This window comes from Shewanella sp. BF02_Schw (genome assembly GCF_014596695.2).
In the GTDB taxonomy this organism is placed as follows: Bacteria; Pseudomonadota; Gammaproteobacteria; order Enterobacterales; family Shewanellaceae; genus Shewanella.
The window spans coordinates 851,942-875,245 of sequence record NZ_JABKAW020000002.1; the positions used below are offsets into that span (position 1 = coordinate 851,942).

20 protein-coding genes are annotated in these 23,304 nt (G+C 41.3%); 8 read left to right on the top strand and 12 right to left on the bottom strand.

Going from position 1 to position 23,304, the window contains the following annotated elements; translation table 11 throughout:
• Positions 1–27 precede the first annotated feature (27 nt).
• The 3 genes from HNW13_RS12060 to HNW13_RS12070 all read left to right on the top strand — a co-directional run bounded on the left by HNW13_RS12060 (position 28) and on the right by HNW13_RS12070 (position 6,583).
• The gene (locus HNW13_RS12060; RefSeq protein ID WP_101087271.1) at positions 28–924 is read left to right on the top strand and encodes an acyltransferase; all 897 of its coding nucleotides are present in this window, start codon (positions 28–30) and stop codon (positions 922–924) included.
• Between the two features lie 6 nt (positions 925–930).
• On the top strand, positions 931–1,836 hold the full coding sequence (locus tag HNW13_RS12065) for an acyltransferase (RefSeq protein WP_192116355.1): 906 nt from the start codon (positions 931–933) through the stop codon (positions 1,834–1,836).
• 286 nt (positions 1,837–2,122) lie between these two features.
• Entirely contained in the window at positions 2,123–6,583 is a 4,461-nt protein-coding gene (locus tag HNW13_RS12070) for an EAL domain-containing protein (RefSeq protein ID WP_192116356.1), read from the top strand.
• Positions 6,584–6,660: 77 nt separating this feature from the next.
• On the opposite strand, the gene HNW13_RS12075 is transcribed toward HNW13_RS12070, so the two are convergent.
• Positions 6,661–7,752 carry a branched-chain amino acid aminotransferase gene (locus HNW13_RS12075; RefSeq protein ID WP_101087273.1) on the bottom strand — a complete coding sequence of 364 codons (1,092 nt, stop codon included), beginning with the start codon at positions 7,750–7,752 and terminating at the stop codon, positions 6,661–6,663.
• A gap of 237 nt (positions 7,753–7,989) precedes the next feature.
• Positions 7,990–8,343 (bottom strand): RidA family protein, encoded by a 354-nt coding sequence (locus tag HNW13_RS12080; protein WP_101087274.1) that lies wholly within the window; start codon positions 8,341–8,343, stop codon positions 7,990–7,992.
• A 172-nt stretch (positions 8,344–8,515) separates the two neighbouring features.
• Between HNW13_RS12080 and HNW13_RS12085 the strand changes: the two genes are divergently transcribed.
• Positions 8,516–8,737 (top strand): cell division protein ZapB, encoded by a 222-nt coding sequence (locus HNW13_RS12085; RefSeq protein WP_011635901.1) that lies wholly within the window; start codon positions 8,516–8,518, stop codon positions 8,735–8,737.
• On the opposite strand, the gene HNW13_RS12090 is transcribed toward HNW13_RS12085, so the two are convergent.
• The 7 genes from HNW13_RS12090 to HNW13_RS12120 all read right to left on the bottom strand — a co-directional run bounded on the left by HNW13_RS12090 (position 8,734) and on the right by HNW13_RS12120 (position 14,340).
• The gene (locus tag HNW13_RS12090; RefSeq protein WP_101087275.1) at positions 8,734–8,946 is read right to left on the bottom strand and encodes a DUF1107 domain-containing protein; all 213 of its coding nucleotides are present in this window, start codon (positions 8,944–8,946) and stop codon (positions 8,734–8,736) included. The genes HNW13_RS12085 and HNW13_RS12090 overlap by 4 nt on opposite strands.
• Before the next feature lie 502 nt (positions 8,947–9,448).
• Complete coding sequence (locus HNW13_RS12095; RefSeq protein ID WP_101087276.1) at positions 9,449–10,066, bottom strand: thiol:disulfide interchange protein DsbA/DsbL; 618 nt, start codon at positions 10,064–10,066, stop codon at positions 9,449–9,451.
• A gap of 131 nt (positions 10,067–10,197) precedes the next feature.
• Complete coding sequence (locus HNW13_RS12100; RefSeq protein WP_162022162.1) at positions 10,198–11,199, bottom strand: serine/threonine protein kinase; 1,002 nt, start codon at positions 11,197–11,199, stop codon at positions 10,198–10,200.
• 10 nt (positions 11,200–11,209) lie between these two features.
• Positions 11,210–11,512: a DUF3630 family protein gene (locus HNW13_RS12105; protein WP_101087278.1), complete on the bottom strand. Its 303-nt coding sequence runs from the start codon at positions 11,510–11,512 to the stop codon at positions 11,210–11,212.
• A gap of 25 nt (positions 11,513–11,537) precedes the next feature.
• Positions 11,538–13,019, bottom strand: a complete 1,482-nt coding sequence (locus HNW13_RS12110) for a protein adenylyltransferase SelO (RefSeq protein ID WP_192116357.1) — start codon at positions 13,017–13,019, stop codon at positions 11,538–11,540.
• Complete coding sequence (locus tag HNW13_RS12115) at positions 13,019–13,339, bottom strand: hypothetical protein (RefSeq protein ID WP_192116358.1); 321 nt, start codon at positions 13,337–13,339, stop codon at positions 13,019–13,021. Before HNW13_RS12115 ends, HNW13_RS12110 begins: the two co-directional genes overlap by 1 nt.
• 107 nt (positions 13,340–13,446) lie before the next feature.
• Positions 13,447–14,340, bottom strand: coding sequence for a hypothetical protein (locus HNW13_RS12120; protein WP_192116359.1), 894 nt, complete (start codon positions 14,338–14,340; stop codon positions 13,447–13,449).
• 358 nt (positions 14,341–14,698) lie between these two features.
• Between HNW13_RS12120 and HNW13_RS12125 the strand changes: the two genes are divergently transcribed.
• The 3 genes from HNW13_RS12125 to HNW13_RS12135 all read left to right on the top strand — a co-directional run bounded on the left by HNW13_RS12125 (position 14,699) and on the right by HNW13_RS12135 (position 16,840).
• Positions 14,699–15,091: a nitrous oxide-stimulated promoter family protein gene (locus tag HNW13_RS12125; RefSeq protein WP_101087282.1), complete on the top strand. Its 393-nt coding sequence runs from the start codon at positions 14,699–14,701 to the stop codon at positions 15,089–15,091.
• A 64-nt stretch (positions 15,092–15,155) separates the two neighbouring features.
• A complete protein-coding gene (locus HNW13_RS12130) occupies positions 15,156–16,097 on the top strand; it encodes a hypothetical protein (RefSeq protein ID WP_162022158.1) in 942 nt (313 codons plus the stop codon).
• 161 nt (positions 16,098–16,258) lie between these two features.
• Positions 16,259–16,840 (top strand): lipid-binding SYLF domain-containing protein, encoded by a 582-nt coding sequence (locus HNW13_RS12135; RefSeq protein ID WP_101087284.1) that lies wholly within the window; start codon positions 16,259–16,261, stop codon positions 16,838–16,840.
• Between the two features lie 1,273 nt (positions 16,841–18,113).
• Here HNW13_RS12135 and HNW13_RS12140 read toward each other — a convergent pair.
• Both HNW13_RS12140 and HNW13_RS12145 read right to left on the bottom strand, forming a co-directional pair.
• Positions 18,114–19,142 (bottom strand): hypothetical protein, encoded by a 1,029-nt coding sequence (locus HNW13_RS12140; protein WP_192116360.1) that lies wholly within the window; start codon positions 19,140–19,142, stop codon positions 18,114–18,116.
• 938 nt (positions 19,143–20,080) lie between these two features.
• Positions 20,081–20,623 (bottom strand): hypothetical protein, encoded by a 543-nt coding sequence (locus tag HNW13_RS12145; RefSeq protein ID WP_243756267.1) that lies wholly within the window; start codon positions 20,621–20,623, stop codon positions 20,081–20,083.
• Positions 20,624–20,695: 72 nt separating this feature from the next.
• Between HNW13_RS12145 and HNW13_RS12150 the strand changes: the two genes are divergently transcribed.
• Positions 20,696–20,884, top strand: a complete 189-nt coding sequence (locus tag HNW13_RS12150; protein WP_192116362.1) for a hypothetical protein — start codon at positions 20,696–20,698, stop codon at positions 20,882–20,884.
• 1 nt (position 20,885) lies between these two features.
• On the opposite strand, the gene HNW13_RS12155 is transcribed toward HNW13_RS12150, so the two are convergent.
• Positions 20,886–23,207: a YgiQ family radical SAM protein gene (locus tag HNW13_RS12155; protein WP_192116363.1), complete on the bottom strand. Its 2,322-nt coding sequence runs from the start codon at positions 23,205–23,207 to the stop codon at positions 20,886–20,888.
• Positions 23,208–23,304 lie beyond the last annotated feature (97 nt).

Sequence of the window (23,304 nt, forward strand, 5' to 3'; positions counted from 1 at the left end):
TAGCCCTCCGTTTAATAGGAGAGAAAAATGTCGCTGCTTTCGAAAATCAAAGGTTCAATTGCATTCTTATGCTATTTATTTAATACCATTTTTTGGACCATCCCTATCTTGGCGTTCAGTATTGTAAAATTGATCCCGATTGGCATTTGTCAAAAAATCTGTAGTTATATTCTCGACAATTGCGCTACTGCATGGATCAGTGTCAATACGATAGTAGAATCAATTTTTCATCCAATGCGTATCAATGTCACTGGCGACCAATCTTTTTCTGAACAAGAATGGTACATGGTTATTGCTAACCATCAATCGTGGGTCGACATCCTCATTTTACAGCGAGTATTTAACCGCAAAATTCCCTTTTTAAAGTTTTTCCTCAAACAAGAACTGATTTTTGTCCCAGTACTTGGCCTCGCTTGGTGGGCATTAGACTTTCCATTTATGCGCCGTTACAGCACATCACAGTTGCGAAAAAATCCTAAATTGAAAGGTAAAGATATCGAGATTACTCGTAAAGCCTGTGAGAAATTTAAAACGAAACCTGTGAGTATTATGAACTTTGTTGAAGGCACTCGTTTTACGGCAGCTAAACATGATAAACAAGGCTCACCTTTTCAGCACCTTCTAAAACCTAAGGCTGGAGGAATGGCATTCGCATTATCCGCTATGGGAGAGCACATTAATAAACTGGTTAATGTCACCATATATTATCCAGATACCGTACCGACTTATTGGCACTATATTTGTGGTGGATTATCAGAGGTAAGAGTGGACATTAAAATCACTGATATTCCTCAGCGTATGCGTGGTGATTACCTAAAAGATCGCGAATTTAAAATTGAATTTCAAGAGCAGCTCAATCAACTTTGGCTAGATAAAGACCTGCAGTTACAAAATTTTGCGTCACAAGCAAAACAAGAGGGTTAACACAATATGCTGGCTTTTTTACCTGGTCCAATACTGTTTATTATCAGTCTGACGCTATTGATCATCAATACCATTGTATGGAGCTCATTATTAACCATTGGCGGTGTGGCTAAATTATTACTGCCGTTCTTGCCTGCTCGCCGATTATTAACGCGAATAATGAACCGTTTTATGTGGTCATGGGCCACATGCAATGGCGGTATTTTATATTTGATATCCAACATTGAATGGGATGTAAAAGGGTTAGAGAAACTCGACCCAAACGGTTGGTATTTACTGATCAGTAACCATGTCAGTGGCTTTGATATTGCAGCCCAAACGTATTTATTGCGTAACCATATTCCAATGTTGAAGTTCTTTTTAAAAAAAGAACTATTATATGTACCAATAATGGGCTTAGGTTGCTGGGCGCTCGACATGCCGTTTATGGATCGTACGAGTGCAGCAAAACTGAAAAAAAATCCTAAATTGAAAGGCAAAGATCTGCAAACAACCCGCAAAGCTTGCGAGCGTTTTAAGGACATGCCTACATCGATTATTAATTATGTTGAAGGCAGTCGGTTTACCGAAGAAAAACGACTACGTCAGAATTCACCTTATCGCCATTTATTACGTCCTAAAGCCAGTGGGATAGCTTTTACACTCTCAGCAATGGGCGAACAGTTTACCGGCCTGCTAAATATCACCTTGGTTTATCCTGAAACCTCGGAAAAAGTATTGGCGAATGTGATGCACGGACGCACTAAAAAAGTGGTGATCCGTATTGAAACTCTGCCCGTACCCAAAGTGGACTCAGAGGTCTACTTTTCAAGCCCAGAAACTCGTGTCGAATTTCAGCGGTGGTTAAATCAGCTTTGGCTTGAAAAAGATCAGCAAATAGATGACATAATAAAAGCTTACCGACAGCAGTAACTGCATTGAAGAGGTTAAACTGTCATAAAACCGACAAATGACGATTTTCTGTTGCGTTAAAGGTGTAAAACTGTCAGTTTTATAAGGAAAAAGAGTTTATCGATAACTCAATTGATAAAATTAATTAACAATTGAATGTGTAAGACTTAATGTCGGATTTTATTGTTAATATAATTGAAAGTTGTCACAGCCTTTCCAATAAATTTTTTATAGGTGAAATTTGAATTTTCGTGCATTCACGCTTTTAACACACTGGCTAATTTTAGTCATAACATTGAGTTTTTCAGTGTCTGTTTCAGCGCAAAAAAATGATCCTTATGACAGCTTAACCGAAGTAAAATTTGACCATTTCAGTACCGAAGGGGACCTTAATCAAAACTCGATTACTCGTCTGTTTATGGACAGCTCAGGAATGCTTTGGATAGGGACTCAAGACGGTCTACACAGCTATAATGGTGTTGAGTTTGATTTATACTTAAAACAGCCAAAAAATACCAACTCTATCTCAGGCAATTTAATTACTGATATTTTGCAGTCACCTGACGGCGATTTATGGATAGGCACCTTCAACAATGGACTCAATCGATTCAACCTCACTACGGGGGAGTTTACTGCGTTTAAACAACCCCAAGGCTTAACTGAGCTTCAGGTAACCCATCTTGCCGTGATTGGCGATACCTTGTGGGTAGGTACTCGTTCGGGTCTGTACATACTATCCTTAAAAACCGAAAAAATTATTCTCGTCAGTTTAGGCAATAATATCACGCCCAATATTACCAGCATTGCCAATATTGACGATAAATACATTGTCGTTGGCACTCAATCACATGGCACATTTGCCATTGATAGTAATACTATTATTCGGCTTGATATCCCGCTCAATATGACGGTAAACCAAATCAAATCCAGCTCTGTTTATTCCGTCTGGCTGGCCATCGACAACCAAATTTGGCGCTACAATCTCGATACCCATAAAAAAGAACTGATATGGTCGCATGATGATAGTTTTGGCGATAACCGTAAGATAATTGATTTTATCGTGGTTAATGCCAATCAAATTTTTGCTATCGGCAACAATACCGGTTTATTCAAACTCGATTTTATGGGTGGCAAGTGGCACAGCACACTTTATAAACATGATCCGCAAAAACTCAATTCCATCAGTGCTAATACACTACAAAGCCTAATGCTAGATCAAAACGGAACCCTATGGATTGGTACAGGTTATTCGGGCATCGATAAACTAAATCTCAGCCATCAATATTTTAGCCACTTTTACGACTACCAAACCAATGCTCCGGGCATGGCAAACATGATCCGCGTCATTTTCAGGGACACACAGCAACGCCTGTGGATAGGCACCGATGGTGCTGGACTTAAGTATTTGGCCCCCGATGATAACCAATATCATTACATCAATGATTTATTTGCAAAAACATTAGCGATACCTACAGAACAGTTATCCTTGATAGTGCATGACATTAAACAAGATAAACAAGGTTTACTATGGTTTGCCACCAACGTAGGGCTGTTTACCTTAGATAAGAGCAATATCCTGCAGCAAATTAAACCGGCAAACGCACAATTTTATGCCGATACCCAAATCCGCAGTTTAGCCTTTGATGACAAAGACCGTTTATGGATAGCCAGCTCACAAGGTTTGTATTTTATCTCTGAGTATACAAATCGCATGATGGCTTATAACTTCGGTTTTCAAACTGATTTTTCGCCATTCAAATACCAAATTATAAAGCTTTATTTTAGCCAAGGTTATTTATGGCTAGGCACTATGGGCGGAGTGGTAAGGCTTTCAGCTGAAGCACAAAAACTAGACTTTTTGAGCCATGATTCAGAAAACCCTTACAGTCTGAGTGACAATCGTGTCAGAGACTTTTTGTTAGCAGAAAATGGCGACTTTTGGGTGGCTACACATGGTGGTATAGACAAGCTAACAATAGAATACGGCACGTTTAAATTTGAAAGAATGGACGTCAACGCAGACAAAAGCAGTAATACAGTTTATGCGATTTTAGAAGACGAAAAACACGATTTATGGCTGAGTACTAACTCGGGTATTTCACGTTTTACCCCGAGTAATAAAAGCTTTATTTCTTATAATAAATTCGAAGGTTTGCAAGCCAATGAATTTAATGGTTCAGCTAAGTTTAAAGAGCTTAACAGTACCTTATGGTTTGGTGGTATTCGAGGCCTTAACCAATTTAACCCAAGCACTATTCCAAGCCAAAGGTCTGAGAACAAACTGGCGCTGACAAAATACACGATTGGTGAAACCCAACACCCTATTCGCGACTTAAGCCATGCTCCGCGCATTATCATGCCTTATGAACAACAACTCATCAGCTTTGAAGTCGGCTCACTCAATTTCAGTTACCCTGGATTAAGCCGTTTTAGCTACTTTTTAGACGGTTATGACAACGATTGGCGCGAATTACCCCATGGCAACGAAATCACCTATACCAACTTACCACCTGGTGAATACAAGTTAGTGGTTCGTCATGCGCTAGGGACGAATAGATACAGCCAATACACACTTAATGTGAACGTGTCAGTAGTGCCACCAATGTATATGAGCAACACAGCTTATATTCTGTATATTACGGTCGGATTATTAATTATTGTTTGGTTTTTTTATGCGCGAAAGAAAAAACAGGCCAAGCAACGTGAATTTGACAACAGTATTCGCGCCTCTGAAGAGCGCTTAAAACTGGCACTTTGGGCTTCTGGCGATGGTATGTGGGATTGGAACATTAAAGACGATAAAGTCTATCGAACTAACATGATCGAGCCGATGAGTTTTTCGTTAAAAGATCAGTTATTGAATAAAAACATTGATCCAGAAGACCGACCACGAGTGCAAAAACTGCTTAACGATCACCTTAACGGTGAAAGTGAGTTCTTTGAAGCAGAGTATCGCGTTGAAACTAAACCTGGAGAATGGGCTTGGGTGTTAGATCGTGGTCAAATTGTTGAACGTGATGGCAATAATATTCCAGTGCGAATGGCTGGAACTCATAAAGACATTACTAGCCGAAAAATCACAGAAAACGAACTCAAGCTATCATCGCAAGTCTTGTTTAGTATGAACGAAGCCGTTGTCGTTGGTGAACTAGACTATCAAATACGCTCAATCAATCCAGCTTTTAGTCGCATTACTGGCTTTAAACATCGTGATGTTGTCGGTAAGCATTTCTTGTTTTTAACCATGGGAAAGCAGTCGCGCGAGTTTTATAACTCAGTTGAAACCCAGCTATTAAGGCACAAACATTGGGCCGGTGAAATTCACATTAGAACCCGCAACCGTCGCGGCATTCTTGCATGGCTAGAAATTAACCAAGTTATCGATAATAAAGGTGAAACGAGTCACTTTGTGGCGGTGTTCACCGATATTACTGCCCGTAAAAAAGCCGAAGAAGATTTACGAGTATTGGCTAACTTTGATCCACTGACCGGACTGCCTAACCGCACTTTATTCCAGGACAGGCTCAACCAAGCCGTGACGAAAGCACACCGTGCCAATAGCATCGTAGCATTGTTATTTTTAGATCTTGACCGATTTAAACATATCAATGACTCAATGGGCCACCACATCGGTGATTTACTGCTTAAAGCCGTCGCGCATCGCCTGCAAAATGCTGTACGAGATGGCGATACCGTTGCACGCTTAGGCGGAGATGAATTTACCATTATTTTAGAAGGTGTTGCCAAAACGAAAGCCGCCACCATTATTGCCGAAAAAGTGTTACACGCTTTTCAAACACCTTTTTTACTTGACGATAAAATACTGACTATATCACCGTCGATTGGTATCAGTTTGTACCCAGAAGATGCAGATGATACCACCTCATTGATTAAGTATGCTGATACCGCCATGTATCACGCAAAATCACTGGGGCGCAATAACTTCCAATTCTATACCGAGCAATTAAACCAATATGCTACACGTCATGTTCAGTTAGAGGCCGGACTTAAAAAAGCGATTCAAGACAATGAGCTATATTTGGTTTATCAACCTAAATACGATGTAAAAACTGAAAAAATTATCGGACTGGAAGCGTTAATGCGCTGGGAAAGCCCAGAACTTGGCTTTATTTCACCGGTTGAGTTTATTCCGCTGGCGGAAGAAACAGGCATCATCAATCAGATTGGTCATTGGGCTATTCAACAAGCCTGTAACCAACTGGCGCAATGGCATCAACAAGGGTTTGAGCATATATCTGTCGCCGTTAACCTTTCAGCCAGACAATTGAAAGCCGATATCATTTCGACCATAGAAGTCGCATTAGCGGTATCTGGATTACCGGCAAGCGCCTTAGAACTCGAATTAACCGAGTCGATGATTATGGGTAACCCACAGGATTCCGTTGCCGTGCTATCGCAACTCAAAGCATTAGGCTTAACCATTGCGATTGATGACTTTGGTACCGGATACTCAAGCTTAAGCTATTTGAAACGCTTCCCAATTGATACCTTGAAGATTGATCGTGAATTTGTACGTGATATAACTGAAGATCCTGACGATGCTGCCATCACTAGCGCCATTATAACCTTGGCCCACAGTTTAGAGCTTAACGTTGTTGCTGAAGGTGTTGAAACCCAAGCGCAATTGAATTTCTTACGTGAGGGGGGTTGTGATCAAGTACAGGGCTTCTTGCTCAGTAAACCACTGAGTGCGGTTAATTGCCTTGCATTATTAACGCAAGACAAAGTTAAGATTAGTCATTCATAAGGCAAAATAAAAGCTCCATTTAGGAGCTTTTATGTGTATTTTACTGATTGAATAAACTATAAGCTATAAGCTATAAACTACGGTGCAACACGTTCAACGCGTTTTACCCAGCCTTGCGGTGCAGTAACGTTGCCTTTTTGTAGCTCAGTAAACAGCTTATAAATACGCTGAATATTAGGACCTACCTTACCGTCGCCAACGGTCAAAACCCGACCATCTTCGAAGATATATGAACTGACAGGCGATACCACCGCAGCAGTACCAAATCCACCCGCTTCAATAATTTCACCCGCTTCAATATCAGCAATGAATTTATCTAACATCACCGTTTCTTGTCTCACTTCACAACCCAGCATATCCCCAAGTTCCATAATGGACTGAGAGGTAATGGATTTTAAAATGGTGTCTGTGAATGTCGGAATAATCACAGTGCCATCTTTTAAAATGTGAAAGTGATTCATCGCGCCAGCTTCTTCAATTTGAGTATTGGTTGAATCTAAATACAATACCTGCGATGCGCCATATTCTACAGCCGCTTTACCTGCACGCAGTGAAGCAGCATAGTTACCAGCAGCTTTTGAAGCACCAGTACCACCAGATACTGCACGGTGGTACTTAGTACTGATTAACAAGCGAATACCATTATTAACCCCAGAGGCATAATACGCTCCAGATGGGCTTAGCATTACGCAGAATGTATATTGCTGACTAGGGCTAACAGACAAACGATCTTCTGTTGCAAAAATAAAAGGTCGAATGTATAAACACGCACCTTGTTGCTGTGGGAACCACAAACGGTCAACATCAATAAGGGCATTAATTGCCTTTACTTGCATACTTTCATCGATATTCGGAATACACACGATATCGGCAGAACGGTTCATGCGCTCAGCGTTTTTATTTAAGCGGAAGGTGTAAATCTCGCCATCTTCGTGCATAAAGGCTTTAGCGCCTTCAAAAATTGATTGGCCATAATGCAATGACATTGCACCGGGTGCCATTTCAAACGGGCCGTAAGGAACTATGCGCGGATCGCACCATTGACCATCACGATAATCCATCAAAAACATGTGATCAGTACGAAGCTTACCGAAACCCACATCGCCTTCAGGCTTAAATGGCTCTGTGCGGCGCTCTGACGCTGATTTTAAATTATATTTTATGTCCATTGCATACCACCTTAAAAACTGAGCTTGCAGACTATGGAGGCTAGAGAATAATGTCAAGTCGCAGCCCTAGATCCTAAATCAAAATACGTCAATTGAACGTAACAAGCATCAATATATTTATTCATACTGCAACAGACAAACTGTCAGTGCATATCTCATTCTGTCACTAGCCTAATCACAACGCATCAATCAAGATTAATCAAAGTTATGTCACCAAGAATGATTATCCATTTATGGCTAACTTGCCACTGCTGCAATCACCGAAATTTCAACCAAGTATTCAGGTTCGGCAATCGCTGCTTGTACACAAGCTCTTGCTGGGGCATGCCCTTTGGGTAACCAGTTGTCCCACACTTGATTCATTGCATCGTAATCAACCATATCTTTAAGGTAAATAGTGGCTGATAAAATATGATCGCGTCGACTACCAGATTGTACGAGCAAGCTTTCGACCTCTTCAAGCATGGTAATAGTTTGGGTATTAATATCGGTGAACTTATCTTTAGCCACCTGGCCGCACAGATAAACGGTATTGTTGTGGATCACAATACTGCTCATGCGAGTGTTAACATCGAGTCGGGTAATTGTCATAAAAAGGTCTTTTACTGTCTTGGTTAGCAGATGAAAATAGCGCGATCTGAGATAAAGCACAATATAGTACGATTTATTGAATATATTTTAGCCACTTAGTTTTAAAGGCTATTCCTATAGGCCTTGTCACTGCTAGAATCGGGTTTCCATCCAGAAACGTATAGGACTCCCCATGAGCCTTGAATTATTGTCCCAACTGGAAACCAAAATCCAGGCAACTCTCGAAAATATTGAGCTACTAAAAATGGAGCTTGATGAAGAGAAGCAAAAGAACGAAGCGTTGCTTTCACAGCAACAAGAATTGACACAAAAAAACCAACAATTGCAGCAAGACCTAAACTCTTGGAGTGATAAGGTCAACGGCCTTGTTGGTTTATTGAATAACGAAATCTAAATGGATTGATACTGCTTTGATTGTATTTCAATCAAGGCATTTAATTCACTGATAGCCTGCTTAACTTTCGGCAGGCTTTTTTTCGTCTGTAAAAAGCGCCCTTTATCAAACTCGAGTAACCCTAAGTCTTTTACCCAAATCACGCCACTCAAAAAGATCCTAGCATGCTTAACTATCAATTTAGGTGCATAAACAGGGAACATTCTCATACGACTTCCTCCAAGAAAATACATGCACAAGGTGCAATGAAATAACGACGATAAGCCATGTATAAGTCGGAAATGTAAATGTTCAAAGCAGATATAAACCACTATTCACTTTCTTGTTAAGCACAACTTCAATGTCATCAAGTTTGACCACATGATGCCGAAAGAGTTTCATTAACATGCTATTTTTTATTGTTCTGATAAATCCCATAAATCTCAAGTGACACTTTAATGCCGCTTGCCAATATTTTGACGCCATGTTAAGATCTTTGATGTTACTCAGGGTAAAAAAGAGTCATTTGACTCATCTCCGTATCGTCTTTTATAGACATACGGTTTTTTTTTGCCTGCGATAAACTTCGACTCCGCGCAATCAACATCCCGCCTAAACCACAGCATCAGCCTCTTGTTTAAAAATATGAGTATTGTTTGATAACCTTTGCTGAAATTTAGACAACAAAAAAGGAGCCGAAGCTCCTTATTTAACAAACATAAGTTGTGTAGATTACTTTTTGTTCATTGATGTTAAGTAAAATGCGATATCAATTAATTCATCATAAGATTTAATCGAGCTGGTTTCGACGCGATATTTGCCGTTAACTACTAATGTTGGTACACCAGAAATTTTAGCATTTTCAGTATCACGCTTCATTTTCGACATCTGAGCGTTCACCATAAATGAACTTGCCGCTGCATCGTAAGCTTTACCATCTACGCCGTTAGCGATAAATACTGCTCTGATATCGTCTGCGCGAGTAAATTGCTGACGCTTGTCGTGGATAGCGCTAAATAAAGCTGCGTCCATTTTTTTCTCGACATTTAACTGCTGAGCAACCGCAAAAGCACGTGACATTTCTACGCCCATTTCACGACCGATAAACTCAACGTGAGACTGATTAAATGTGACACCTTCAGGTAAGTTCGCTTCAATTTTAGGCACTACTGTTTTAGAAAAATTAAAACAATGTGGACAATAGAATGAGAAAAACTCAGTAATTTCTGGCTTGGCAGTTTCAGGGCCATCATTAATAACCGTGTAATGTACACCTTCTTTATAATCGGCAGCCATCGCAGCCATAGGCGCTAGCAGGAGTGCAGCAGCCATCAGTAATGCTTTTTTCATTTTACTTCCTTCTAAATAGGCAAAAATATAAATACGCTGGCTCTATCATAGTCTAGCGTTAGCCTGTAACTCAATCGCTAGTCAATTGTATTTGTAACTAAATACTATTAGGTAGTGATTATGAAATATTGTTAATTAAAACTAGGTAAACTCAATGGTGGCTCATTAAGCGCAGATAACTGCTCCTTAAACGCCAGAGTTTGTTGTTCCCAATACTTAATATCGCCAAACCATGGAAAATTCATCGGGAATGCAGGGTCATCCCAGCGCTTGGCTAACCACGCATTATAATGCACCATCCGGAAAGCCCTTAACGGCTCAATGAGTGCCAACTGTCTCGCATCAAAATCACAAAACTCTTGATATCCCTCTAATAAAATATCAATTTGTAATAATTGCTGCTGACGATCTCCGGTCAACATCATCCATAAATCTTGTACTGCTGGCCCTTGCCTGGCATCGTCTAAATCAACAAATCCAGGTCCATCTGGTGTCCATAAAATATTACTAGGGTGTAAATCTCCGTGCAAGCGTATAGAGGTAAAATTGTGCTGCTGCCATATCTGCTTGGCTTTCTCTAAAACTTGCTCTACTACGGTGAAAAAAGCTGTCTGCATCGAACTGGCAACAATACCACTTTCGCGTAAATAGCGATAAGACTCATCGCCCAAAATGGCAGGGGTCAGCGATTCACGGTATTTAAAAGGCTGCATTGCGCCATATTGATGAATTCGGCCAATAAAGCGGCCAACCGATTCAAGTTGTTCAAGATTGTCTACTTCAAATGCCCGCCCGCCAATAGACGGAAAAAGACCAAAACGATAACCTTGATACTCAAATAAGGTTTTACCTTCAATAACGACAGGAACGGCAATAGGAATATCTTCTGCCGCCAATGCCAAGGCATAATCGTGCTCTTCTTGAATTTGTTCATTGCTCCAACGATGCGGCCGATAAAACTTCACCACATAACGAATGCCTTGATCGCAGCGGAATTGGTACACCCTATTTTCGTAACTGTTTAATGCTAATAGCCCCGTCTCAGGGAAGACGCCGATGCTTTCGATGGCATCTAAAATGAGATCGGGTCTCAATGCCTGAAAATGAAACTCTGCGCCTGTACCGTTGTCCATGTATACCTTCTTAAGCAGTTTGAATATGTGGGGCAAGTAGCGTTAATAAAAACGCTAATACGTCTAACTCATTTGCGCTATCGGTGGAAATCCAACAAATATCACCATAAAACTCATAATGTAACCATAAAGGGCTGCCTTCAAAGTTCAGTAACCATTGATGACGATCTGCGCCCCATTGGCGCTCTCGAATATCACAATCAAGTGCAGCCGCTAGCGGTTCTGCAAATCGTTCAAATTGCTCAAAATCCACTTCAGCTTGAATAACAATACTCAATGCTGCGGGATCTAATTTGGCTGATAATAATTTCATAATCGACTCAGATAAAATACATCAATTAACTGCTACAAGACATTATTAAGCCTTGTCCCCATTTAGGTGGGCGTTTGGCAAAATCTTCCATCTCAGGTTGTTCGTCAAAAGGACGTTGTAAAAGTTGTTGAAGTTGCAATAACTTGCTGTTGTCGCCATTTTCTTCAATCTCGATAATAGCTTCCTGGGCAAGGTAATTGCGCAAAATATATTTAGGGTTGGCACTATTACGCTCACATTGCCATGCATTCACATCCGCCAGTTCACCTACTCGGTTTTGATAAGCTTGATGCCAAGTATCAAAGCCAGCAAGGTCGACCATATCGTCTCGTAAACTAGAATGCACACTACTCGGGTCTAGCTGGCCAAAACGGCGTAAACTATTGGTATAATCAAGTTGGTTAGTTTCGAGTAATCCGGTTAATTGCCCCACAAGCTGCAAATCTTTGTTATCGAATTCGGCCTGTTCCTCTGCATTAACAACATTTGGGTTAATATTGGATTGAGAAAGGCCTAACTTAGCGCGCATGAGTAATAAATACTGCTGAACTAATTCAAATTGATACGTATTTAGCGCTGCGATTAAATCATCCGACTCGATAATAGGCGTTAATGTTTGCGCCAAACGCTTGAGGTTCCATAATCCAATTCCTGGTTGCTGGCCAAAGGCATAACGACCTTCGTGATCGGAGTGATTACAGATAAAGTCTTCTTTAAAGGTGTCTAAGAAAGCAAATGGGCCAAAATCGAAGGTATCACCAAGTATCGACATATTGTCGGTATTCATCACCCCGTGAGCAAAACCAACAGACTGCCAATGAGCAATCATTTTAGCGGTAGACTGCACCACCTCATAAAACCATTTTTTGTAACCTGCTGCATCGGTTGATAAATGTGGAGAATGCTGCTGAATCGTAAAATTAACTAATTGAGTCAGTTTGGCTGCATCGCCTTGCTCGCTATGAAAGAAATATTCAAAATGGCCGAACCGAATGTGACTTTTTGCCAAACGTACCGTTATTGCGGCCGTTTCTTGGCTTTCGCGCCATACGGGTAAATCGGAACCAATAACTGCTAACGCACGGCTGGTAGGTACATTTAGCGCAGCAAGCGCTTCGGATACTAAAAACTCTCGTACTGCTGAGCGCATTACCGCCCGACCATCACCTTGGCGAGAATACGGTGTTGGACCGCCGCCTTTTAACGCGACATCCCAAGCCCCATTTGGACCAATAGCTTCACCTAATATAATTGAACGACCATCGCCCAATCTTGGTGTATAGCCACCAAATTGATGGCCACTATAAACTTGAGCGTAATAACTGGCACCAGGAGCTGCATAGTTGGCCGATAATTGCATCAACAGTTCAGTATTGGGTTTGTCTAAACCAATTAATTGAGCCGCGTCATCACTCCAACCCAGCCAATGAGGATTACTGATGGGTAAAGGATAAACTTGCGAATAAAAGCCTTCTAGTTGCTCAAAAAAATCTTGCTTAAACTGCATTATTTTGTACCCACGACCTGATTTTCACACTGCAATTGTTGCTTTTCATCTATCTGACACAACTCGCCACATGCAAACGCTTGCTCTGCAGGCACTGACGAGGCTTGCAAGCGTAACATTCCAGCACCTTTAGCTTGGCATTGCTCCAATGAATCGTAAAAACCGGCAATGTGGTCTTGCAGTACTATTTGGGTCGGTATAGGCGTTCTGTCTGCAACATAAAATAAGGTCCATTCAGGTGTACGAATACAACCGGCAAGTAAAACTACTGTGGCAGTAAACAGCAATGTTTTTGTTAATGTACGAGTCATTAATGTCATTTAAAACCTTGAAAGCATTGGATTTGAAGCAACAAAAAAGCGAACCAAGGTCCGCTTTCCTTTTGAATATCATACCTGATATCCATCCAACAGTATTGATTAGCCTATTAGCTCGCTTTGGTTTTGGCCTTTTCTATCCGCTTTATGCGTCCTTCAAAGCCAGTGACAGTGCCGTCGGTTAGCTGGTATTCAAGCGCTTGCTCGCACACCTTAATCGCCTCATCAAACTGACCAACATCATTTAACAATGTCGATAACTGCATAAACGCTGGCGATTTGATTTCATCAGTGCTTTTTTGAGAGACATATTGTTGATGTAATGAGCGATATAACCCTACATAGGTTAATTGTAACGCCGCACCATATTGACAATAATCGCTCTGTTTACGCATTTTATAGCAATGATTAATCACACTGGCTAAGCCATTATGCTGGCTTTGAAGATCGTTAGCGTTATTGGCAGCATCAACCTGTTGCAGAAAACTTTCGCTGGCCCAATCGCCTTCAACACGGTTTAGACTCAAGGACAAGCCTTGATCACTTGGTGCATCAACCTCTGCAGTAGCAGATACTTTAGGCTCGGCATCTGCATTGCTCACGTTAGCTTTGTTCTCGTTTGCCGTAGCAACATCCTTAGGGGCAACTTCAGGCGCAGAAACCGCCTCAGTGACTATACTTTCGGATTTAGGAGTTTTGGGCTTAGTCGGTTCCGGAGCAATTTTGACAGCATCAACAGGCTCACAAACTTGCTCAACTGGCGCTGTTGGCTTTTCGCTGAACTCGTCAACAGGATCAACATCAACTGAAATAAGTTCATCGGTCTTCACTGTAACCTCAGTTAATACCTCATCTGCTGCCGTTAAAGGTTGAGCAACCTCACTGGATGAATGCGATGTGGCATTACGATCGGTTTTATCACGTTCTTGTTTTGCCACCGCTTGAGTACGTCTGTACAAATACAGAGCAATTGCAATCAATATGACAGTTAAAATTACCTTCATTAGGCTTCCACCTTGCTGATTATGTGCCAGAGCACATTGTTTTAACTCACTCACAACAACATTCATTGTGAGGCAATGTAATGGTTTAATGATACTGCGCTGTTTTTTTAAGCACTAGCCATTATTATTTCAATGTACACTATAAAATCAAGTATTTATCTATTTTAATCTGTAACAAGTCGTAGACCACTCGCCATTTCGCATCAGTTTTAATCATTTTTGCGATCTCAACCTCAAAAAAAGGACATTTTGAGCCAAAGATCAAAGTTAAATAAGCGGAGTTTGTCAGCTACTATTGCCAAGTTTACACTACTAATATCCGACTGTTTTACTAAGGTATTTAATAAGAGATAACACTATGGATGATACAGAACTATTAAGCGGTAAATTACTCTACGAATTTCGAACCATGCAAGCTATGGTCGAAATCTACTGTAAAGCGCACCATCCTCTTAAACCCTCCCAGGGTGTATGCCTGCAATGTAGTGAGTTTTTAAGCTATGCCAATACTCGGCTCGATCGGTGCCCCTACGGCCAAGACAAACCCACTTGCAATAAATGCCCGGTGCATTGTTACAAACCTCATATGAAACAAAGAGCACGTGAAATCATGATGTATGCAGGGCCAAGAATGCTGTTGCCTCATCCAATTTTTGCCATTAAGCATTTATTGGCAGAACGCAAACCGGCACCAGGCCTGCCGCCAGAAAGAGTTTCAAACAGACATTTACGTAAAGTAAAGCAAAGTTAATAACCGAGAACTACTCGGTTTACACAAAGTAGGTTAGTATTCACTATCGTCAAAGAGAGTGAAAATGAACCAATTTAACGATTTATTCATTCAAACATACTGGTGGCTCTCCTTGCTAGGAGGCATTCATTGTCTTGGAGTAGGCTTATATGTTCATTATATTTACCAAAGTGCCACCCGCAGCCATAGCCTGTTGGCTGGGATCTTTTTACTTATCGGCTGTTATTTTTTAACCGGTTTACTTACCCCTGAAACCACCCCTATCCCGATACATTTAACCCTTACACTGTTTATCCCTATCTATTTTTTACTAATGCCAATGCTGTATTTATATTGTAAAAGCAGCCTAACAGCACAAGATTACCAACCACTGTTAATCAAACATTTTGGCTTTGCCATTATCATCGCATTAGTGACCAGTTCAACTATATTATTTCATATTGGTATCGATCCAAAAAATTCCAATAACACCATTGGAACTCTGGGTGAAATAAACAGTATTAATCTATTAGCTGTGGTTTTACCCATCCTATTAATGCTACAAACCTTTGGCTATTTTGGGGCTATTTATCGTTTATTATCCCACTATCGCCCACAATATTTGGCCAATAGGCAGCCTAACTTACAAGTAATACGATTTCGCTGGCTAAGTGTATTAACTATCGGCATTCTCATTAATTGGATACTGCGTATCGTGTTGGTCTATTTACCGTTTTACTTAGGCGACTCCGTTTTATTATTAACCCAAGCGGTAACACGTTTAAGCCTATTATTAACCGTATATGTGTTGGCGTTATATGGCATCCAGCAAGTCACCCGATCGGCCTATTTGCGCGGGTCGCTCAATGCCTCCAACCAAGCGACGCCATCAAGCAAAGAGCCGCACACTGATCCACTGCTGGACGAGGAAGAAATAACTTACTTACATCATTTAATGGTCGATGAGGATGGGCGCGACCCAAACGATAATTCAGCTGTAGAGAGGGATAAAAAAAAGGATGAGTAAGACAGAAAACTGACTGATTTCCCCGTACACATCACACTGAAAAAATGTTCAACCGTTTACCGATGCTCGCCGAGTATAAATGTTTATTAACTCGCACCCATTAGGGGTTATGCTACTCTATGGCGAGTTTTACCATGACAATTTAGTCACTGAGGTTATTTATGAAACGTTCAATTAGCTTAGTTTTTTCCAGTTTACTCGTGTTATTAAGCTTCGCGTTTTCAGCTCCTAGTTTTGCAAACGAAGATGCTTATAACGATGCCATCACTAATTTTAAAAAGGCCAATGAAAGCCGACATTTATTTAATACGGCTTATGGTTATGCAGTCTTCCCAACCGTAGCCAAAGGCGGTATCGGAATTGGTGCCGCATATGGAAATGGTCGTGTATACCAAAGCGATGCTTATATGGGGGATTCCACATTAACCCAACTATCTATTGGCTTTCAATTAGGCGGACAAGCCTATAGTGAAATAATCTTCTTTAAAGATGCCAAAGCTTATAATGAGTTCACCAGCGGTAGCTTTGAATTTAGCGCGCAAGCGTCAGCAGTGGCCATTAACGTTGGTGCCAATGCGCAAGTTGGTACTACAGGTAATTCAGCAGGTGCAGGACAAGCAGGCAGTAATCATGCCGCAGCCGCAGCCTATATAAATGGTATGGCGATATTTACCGCCGCTAAAGGTGGATTAATGTTTGAAGCCGCTCTCGCAGGTCAGTCATTTACCTTTGATGGTAAGTAACCACTGCGAGTCTTAACACTCGTTAAGTACATAACATTCAGGCTGCCATTGGCAGCCTGAATTATTTGGAATAAGTGGTTTATTATCGCAGAGTCCAAACAATGGCATTAGCATATACACAGTGGTCAAATTAACCTTGCTGATGCATTTGTGGACAACCTTCTCGTCATCCCGGTAATGCTTTTGAGCCGGGATCCAGGTTTATTCTTTTATGTTTGGTATTGATGGCCTGCGGCCACTAACGTCGTGGCGCTTCGCCCACACCAGACTAACATCGCAAGGTTCCACCCTGCACGGGCCAAATACTTTGTCATTCCGGCAATGTTTTTAAGCCGGAATCCAGCTTTTTCATACGTTGTACTTATGGCCTGCGGCCACTAACGTCGTGGCGCTTCGCCCACACCAGACTAACATCGCAAGGTTCCACCCTGCACGGGCCAAAAGGGGATCAACAGCAATCCCCTCTTGGATCACCCCTGCCGTTCCGGCAACATTTTCGCTATTTAACCAAACAACAGCAGCGAAAAAATTGCCACGGAAATTTATCCAGCTTGAAACCTCATTTGAATCCTACCTCGGCCTTATTCAAAAATGCTAACGCTTCCGATGGTACATCCTGTACCGCGAAAGCTAAGCTCACATCCATGTGAGCTTCACGCTATTTTCTTCAACGGCCTCAAGTTCAGAGGTGAATTTATCCATTTTCAAGCAGAGACTAGCTCGTTTTGGCCAGAATTTTGCCAACTTTTAAGCTCTAATATGATTACGACAAGTATTCAAAATCGAGATTAACGCTTAATACAACGGTGCCGATCAGGCGTCAGTTTGCTTTGGTTTGATAATTTTTAAACTTATTTTTGAACCAACGATATGCTGCATTTAGATTCACGCCGATACCAGCTATATTGGGCTTAAGTTCAATGATATCTTCCTCAAAACTTGCGCTATCGCCAGCTGCAATTCAGGACTTTATAAATTGCTCGCCTTCGAGAGTTCCCCCTCCTTGGACACTTAAATTGCGTACAAGCCGACCAGAATGTTGGTAATCGATTTGGTACTTTACGTCATGAATCCAACCTTGAGACTTTGCGTAAAGAATGCGTTTCACAATTTATTGAAATGTCACCAGGGTGTCAAAATCATTTCTTTCAGGCTGGTAACTTATTTTGCCACTTTGAATCAGAGACAGAATGTCTTTTAATTGTTGCACAGCGCCTCGTTGAACACTAACGCCTAAATAAGTTGAGCTATAGACATCACCTAGATTTTCTTATCATACCACTTCATGAACCAACCCATAGGATGCGACTCTTTTATCAATAGATTCTTGTGCTTCTTTGGGAAAGCCTCCCGTTTCCGCCATTTTAGTTAAGTCGCTGATGTTTGGTTTAGGATAGTCATTTTCAGCACAATGCTCACATAACCAAGCAGATAATGATGAGACGAGTTTATCATTTTCATCTGTAGCATATTGTTCCTCGATATCGAGGTTTGCCAATATGAATTGCGCTGATATACGCCGCATCATATCAAGAATATATTGTTCAGAAGTTGGAGCTATTCTTTCTAATATATGTTCAACAACTAAATAAATATAAAAGAGCAAATACGGAAGACGACTGTAAAAATAATTCCACTGAGAAGGTAACCCTTTAACCCCTGAAAATATGAAATTCATATTTAAATCTTCTGTTTTTATTGAGTTACTCGTTGTAAATAAATGCATAGCTTTGTTGCATACTCCATCAAAGCTATCGTTTGAACTTTTATCGTATCTCAACTGAGCAATATATTTTGGGTCGAGAACACCATTAAAACTAAGAGAATCAAGGAGCTTAGTTATTCTTTTTTCGTGTCCTTTTACTCCACCAGTAATTTTAGGTTCAAGATACGATTGATTACTCTCAAGGTTGATCACAAAAGTATCTCTATCTAGATACATTTCTTCAAGTACAAATAGGCTCTCTTGAATTGGCTTTCTAATGAGCATGTATGCAACTGACATTTTGCCTTTTGATGCAGATGAAAGCGCTTCATAAATACAGTGCATCATGTCAGATAAAATGGCTGGAAGCACAGTAGATGATATGATCTGATTCTTATCATTAATTCTGTCGTTTTTCTTTAGCCAATCAATTATGTGTTCTTCGTCCGAAATTAAATCTATCTCTTCTTCACTAAGTTTAACTTCTGTTATAAATGCGTCTGATTTTTCTCCAGACACAATTATTTGAGTCATTATGTCGTGCAATATAAAACATAAATTATGTGCGCTGCGATATTTTTCTGGGAGAGAAATCATACTCAGAAGCCCCTTAAGTGGTAGAACCTTTGTTTAGTGCGCATGTGCATTTTCCTCATTAGAACAGTAAAGTTGTGCACTTTTAACCTTATGTATTACTTAGAACTTATCATCTTTCTATCACATACACCATCAGGAAAAATACGCATAGATATCGAATTAAAAACGCTCAAAATCAGCGATTGAAATACTACAGCATAACTTTCTAGTTTCGCCTACTCGTGATGCATAGCTAGAAGCAGGACATAGATTAGATTTTGTAGAGTAATGAGGTAGCGGATTTTTTTTTCAACGGCTTACTGATAACAAGCTTTGGGGAAAAAAACGAGTTAATTTACTCGATTTTAAAATGTACAAATTCAACTATGAACTTGAAGACTCTTTATAAAAGAATGTGTGAGCAGATTCATAGCTTCAGGTTCAATTAAAATTGAGGCCGTTGAAGAAAATAGCGTGAGCCTGACAGGACGTCAGGCTAGCTTTCGCGGTACAGGATGTACCATCGGAAGCGTTAGCATTTTCGAATAAGGCCGAAGCAGACTACAAGCGAAATTAAAAGCTGGATCAATCCCCATGGCGACCTTTTCGCTGTTTGAAAATGTTGCGGGGCGGCTGGGAGTTCCAAGAGGGAACAGCCGTTGGTTTCCTCTTGGTCTGGTGTGGGTGAAGCGCCACGACGTTAGTGGCCGCAGGCCATAAATACAAAAGTACAAAAGTACAAAAGTACAAAAGTACAAAAGTACAAAAGAATAAACCTGGATCCCGGCTCACGAGCATTACCGGGATGACGATTAAATTAGCCTGGGTAAGTAGACAACCTACTACCTTACCTAGTATTGACGAAACGCTACGACGTTAATGGCCGCAGGCCATACACTCAGACTACAAATGACCGCAGACTACATCTAAAAATCACAATGGATAATATTATCAAAGAGCTATTTATATCCCCAAGGCGCTGGCGGTAATGCCACTGGTTGAGATAAATCAAACTCAACTTTAAAATCGCGATTCTCTCTGGTTAAACGATAAGTAAAAGTATGCGCTTCAATCATCATCTGCCACTCATTAGTGACCGACTGCGTTAAGCCATGTTGCTTGAAGTTGGCAATAGACTCATCGTCCACAGGAAACGTTTGCAAGTTGGCAGTGCCAGTATCGCGGGTCTCTCCACCGTACATAGTCACTTTATCATCGGTGCCATCTTTATGGCGATGATCATGCTTTAAGCGCAATCCGGTATCAGTTTGAGTTATCACCCAAGTGCGAGAGTGGTCATCGCCAACATGAAATGGAATACGTAACTGATGATTGGTGCAATCTCTTACATGCATAATTAATGTTTTGCCACTAAAGCCATCTCCTTCACTGCCACCAGCAGTGATTTTACCGGCAAAAGCTTTGCCACAAAGAGCGCTAATCGCTTCAAAAAATTGCTGTTGCTGTACCGAGTTTGCGGCATAAGCAGGATTAACCAACATAGCGCTACCACACAGTAATGCACCACTGAGATATGCGCTAAGCCTAATTAACGTTGGCATAATGATCATTCCTTGTTTATCAAACCATTGAGTAATTTAATCAATAAAGTGCAGTCGTGTAACACAACGGCTACTGAGCAGACTAAATTAAAAGACGAAAGTACCGAACAAGATTACCTTGTTATTGAATCTATTGCTGCTAGAAAAACAAAACCCGCAAACGTTAATGCGGGTTTTTATGACAATAAGTTAACGTGTTAGCTTACTTAGCGTATTTAGACTTAGTCGCCCAAGTGGTCGCTTTAGCTGGACGCTTGGCGCCTTGGCTTGTGGGCGCTTGCCCTTTTGCCGCTTGGCCCGAAGCCTTAGCTGGAGACTTTGGTTTCTGCCCTACTGGCTTAGCACTGCCTTTATCCGCTTTAGTGTTACCTTTACGGTCTTCAAACTGATCGGCAGAAAAACGGGTCATGGCTTTTTGGCCGCTTTGTTCTTTCGCTTTAAGCGACGGCTTTTGGCCCCACTTCACTTTAGTTTGCTCGTTACGCGTTTCGGGTGGTACCAAATGATTTGGACCATTACCAATTAACGACTCTTTACCCATCGCAACTAAGGCTTCACGGATCATCGGCCAGCCCATTGGGTCGTGGTAACGCAACAAGAATTTATGCAATTTACGCTGACGACCTTTTTTAGGCACTGTCACTTGTTCACTATCATGCTTAATGTTTTTCAGTGAGTTAAGTTCGGTATGATAAATCGTGGTCGCATTTGCCATCGGAGATGGATAAAAGTTTTGCACCTGGTCGAGCTTAAATTTCTGCCCTTTTAACCATAATGCCAAATTAACCATGTCTTCATCGGTAGTACCAGGATGCGCCGAAATAAAGTACGGAATTAAAAACTGTTCTTTACCCGCTTCTTTAGAAAACTTATCAAACAGTTCTTTAAACTTGTCATAGGTTCCCATACCTGGCTTCATCATTTTACTGAGCGGGCCTTCTTCGGTATGTTCAGGAGCAATTTTTAAATAACCACCCACATGATGTTTAGCTAACTCTCTAATATATTCAGGGTTTTCGATCGCCAAATCGTAACGAACACCCGAAGCAATTAACACCTTTTTAATACCAGGTACTTCACGTGCCGCTTTGTATAAGTCGATGGTGTGTTTATGGTCGGTGCCTAAATGGCCGCAAATAGACGGGAACACACATGATAAACGTCGACAGGTTTTCTCCGCTTTCTCACTGGTACAACCTAAACGGTACATGTTCGCCGTTGGGCCACCCAAGTCAGAAATAACGCCGGTAAAGCCTGGCACTTTTTCTTGAATATCTTTAATTTCTTTGATGATCGACTCTTTCGAGCGACTTTGAATAATGCGTCCTTCATGCTCGGTAATCGAACAGAATGAACAACCACCAAAACAACCACGCATGATATTGATTGACGTCTTAATCATGTCGTAGGCAGGAATTTTTTCTTTGCCGTACACAGGGTGCGGGATGCGTTGATAAGGTAAATCGAATACTGCATCCATTTCGTCGGTGTTTAATGGCCACGCAGGTGGATTTACCCATACACCACGGTTGGCATCATGTGGCTGAAACAGCGCACGAGCACAGCCAGGGTTTTGCTCTTGGTGCAAAATGCGCGAGGCATGGGCATACAAATACTTGTCTTCGCTGACCTTGTTATAGGCAGGAAGCAGTACATAGGTTTTTTCCCATGGCTTTGGACGAGGCGGTTGAACGCTAATGGCTTTAGGTGCCTCGTTATCAAAAATCTTTTCGTCTGTTGGACCTGACAAATTACTGCAACCAACATCATCTGCACCATATGGGCTAGGTAATGGCTCAATTTTATGTAATTGGTCAATTTTGCGTGAATCCATGCCACGCCAACCGGGCATAGGTTCTTTACGCATTGTTGCGGTACCACGAACATCGTCAATATCGCCAATGGCCTCACCCGCAGCAATACGGCGTGCAACTTCCATTAATGGTCGTTCAGCATTGCCGTAAATTAAAATATCGGCTTTGGCGTCAAAAATTACACTGCGACGCACTTTATCTGACCAATAATCATAATGGGCAATACGGCGTAGGCTGGCTTCAATGCCACCGATAACAACGGGTACGTCTTTAAAGGCTTCTTTACAACGCTGGGTATACACGGTCACGGCACGATCGGGGCGTTTGCCGCCAATATCACCAGCAGTGTAAGCATCATCATGACGTAACTTACGGTCAGCGGTGTAACGGTTAATCATCGAATCCATGTTGCCAGCGGTTACCCCAAAAAATAGATTTGGGCGACCTAGCTGCATAAAGTCTTCTTTGTTTGACCAATCAGGCTGCGAAATAATACCCACACGGTAACCTTGGGCTTCTAACATTCGCCCAATCACCGCCATACCAAAACTTGGGTGATCAACATACGCGTCGCCAGTCACGACAATAATATCGCAACTATCCCAACCTAAAATATCCATCTCTTTACGAGACATGGGTAAAAAAGGTGCTGTTCCGTAGCATTCAGCCCAAAACTTTGGATAATTAAATAACGTTGACTCAACTTGCATGTATATGACCTACATAAATGGGGAAAACCAGCCTAGCTGATCCGATGACAACATCAGCCTACGGCTGAATTTAACGGACGCGGAGTATAGCAGTAGA

Coding starts and splice junctions, on each gene's coding strand:
- HNW13_RS12110 (WP_192116357.1), bottom strand. CDS start 13,019: ATGCAGTTTAAGCAAGATTTTTTTGAGCAACTAGAAGGCTTTTATTCG.
- HNW13_RS12075 (WP_101087273.1), bottom strand. CDS start 7,752: ATGGACATAAAATATAATTTAAAATCAGCGTCAGAGCGCCGCACAGAG.
- HNW13_RS12145 (WP_243756267.1), bottom strand. CDS start 20,623: ATGTTGGTTAATCCTGCTTATGCCGCAAACTCGGTACAGCAACAGCAA.
- HNW13_RS12135 (WP_101087284.1), top strand. CDS start 16,259: ATGAAACGTTCAATTAGCTTAGTTTTTTCCAGTTTACTCGTGTTATTA.
- HNW13_RS12080 (WP_101087274.1), bottom strand. CDS start 8,343: ATGACAATTACCCGACTCGATGTTAACACTCGCATGAGCAGTATTGTG.
- HNW13_RS12125 (WP_101087282.1), top strand. CDS start 14,699: ATGGATGATACAGAACTATTAAGCGGTAAATTACTCTACGAATTTCGA.
- HNW13_RS12120 (WP_192116359.1), bottom strand. CDS start 14,340: ATGAAGGTAATTTTAACTGTCATATTGATTGCAATTGCTCTGTATTTG.
- HNW13_RS12060 (WP_101087271.1), top strand. CDS start 28: ATGTCGCTGCTTTCGAAAATCAAAGGTTCAATTGCATTCTTATGCTAT.
- HNW13_RS12105 (WP_101087278.1), bottom strand. CDS start 11,512: ATGAAATTATTATCAGCCAAATTAGATCCCGCAGCATTGAGTATTGTT.
- HNW13_RS12155 (WP_192116363.1), bottom strand. CDS start 23,207: ATGCAAGTTGAGTCAACGTTATTTAATTATCCAAAGTTTTGGGCTGAA.
- HNW13_RS12095 (WP_101087276.1), bottom strand. CDS start 10,066: ATGAAAAAAGCATTACTGATGGCTGCTGCACTCCTGCTAGCGCCTATG.
- HNW13_RS12115 (WP_192116358.1), bottom strand. CDS start 13,339: ATGACATTAATGACTCGTACATTAACAAAAACATTGCTGTTTACTGCC.
- HNW13_RS12085 (WP_011635901.1), top strand. CDS start 8,516: ATGAGCCTTGAATTATTGTCCCAACTGGAAACCAAAATCCAGGCAACT.
- HNW13_RS12090 (WP_101087275.1), bottom strand. CDS start 8,946: ATGAGAATGTTCCCTGTTTATGCACCTAAATTGATAGTTAAGCATGCT.
- HNW13_RS12065 (WP_192116355.1), top strand. CDS start 931: ATGCTGGCTTTTTTACCTGGTCCAATACTGTTTATTATCAGTCTGACG.
- HNW13_RS12130 (WP_162022158.1), top strand. CDS start 15,156: ATGAACCAATTTAACGATTTATTCATTCAAACATACTGGTGGCTCTCC.
- HNW13_RS12100 (WP_162022162.1), bottom strand. CDS start 11,199: ATGGACAACGGTACAGGCGCAGAGTTTCATTTTCAGGCATTGAGACCC.
- HNW13_RS12140 (WP_192116360.1), bottom strand. CDS start 19,142: ATGATTTCTCTCCCAGAAAAATATCGCAGCGCACATAATTTATGTTTT.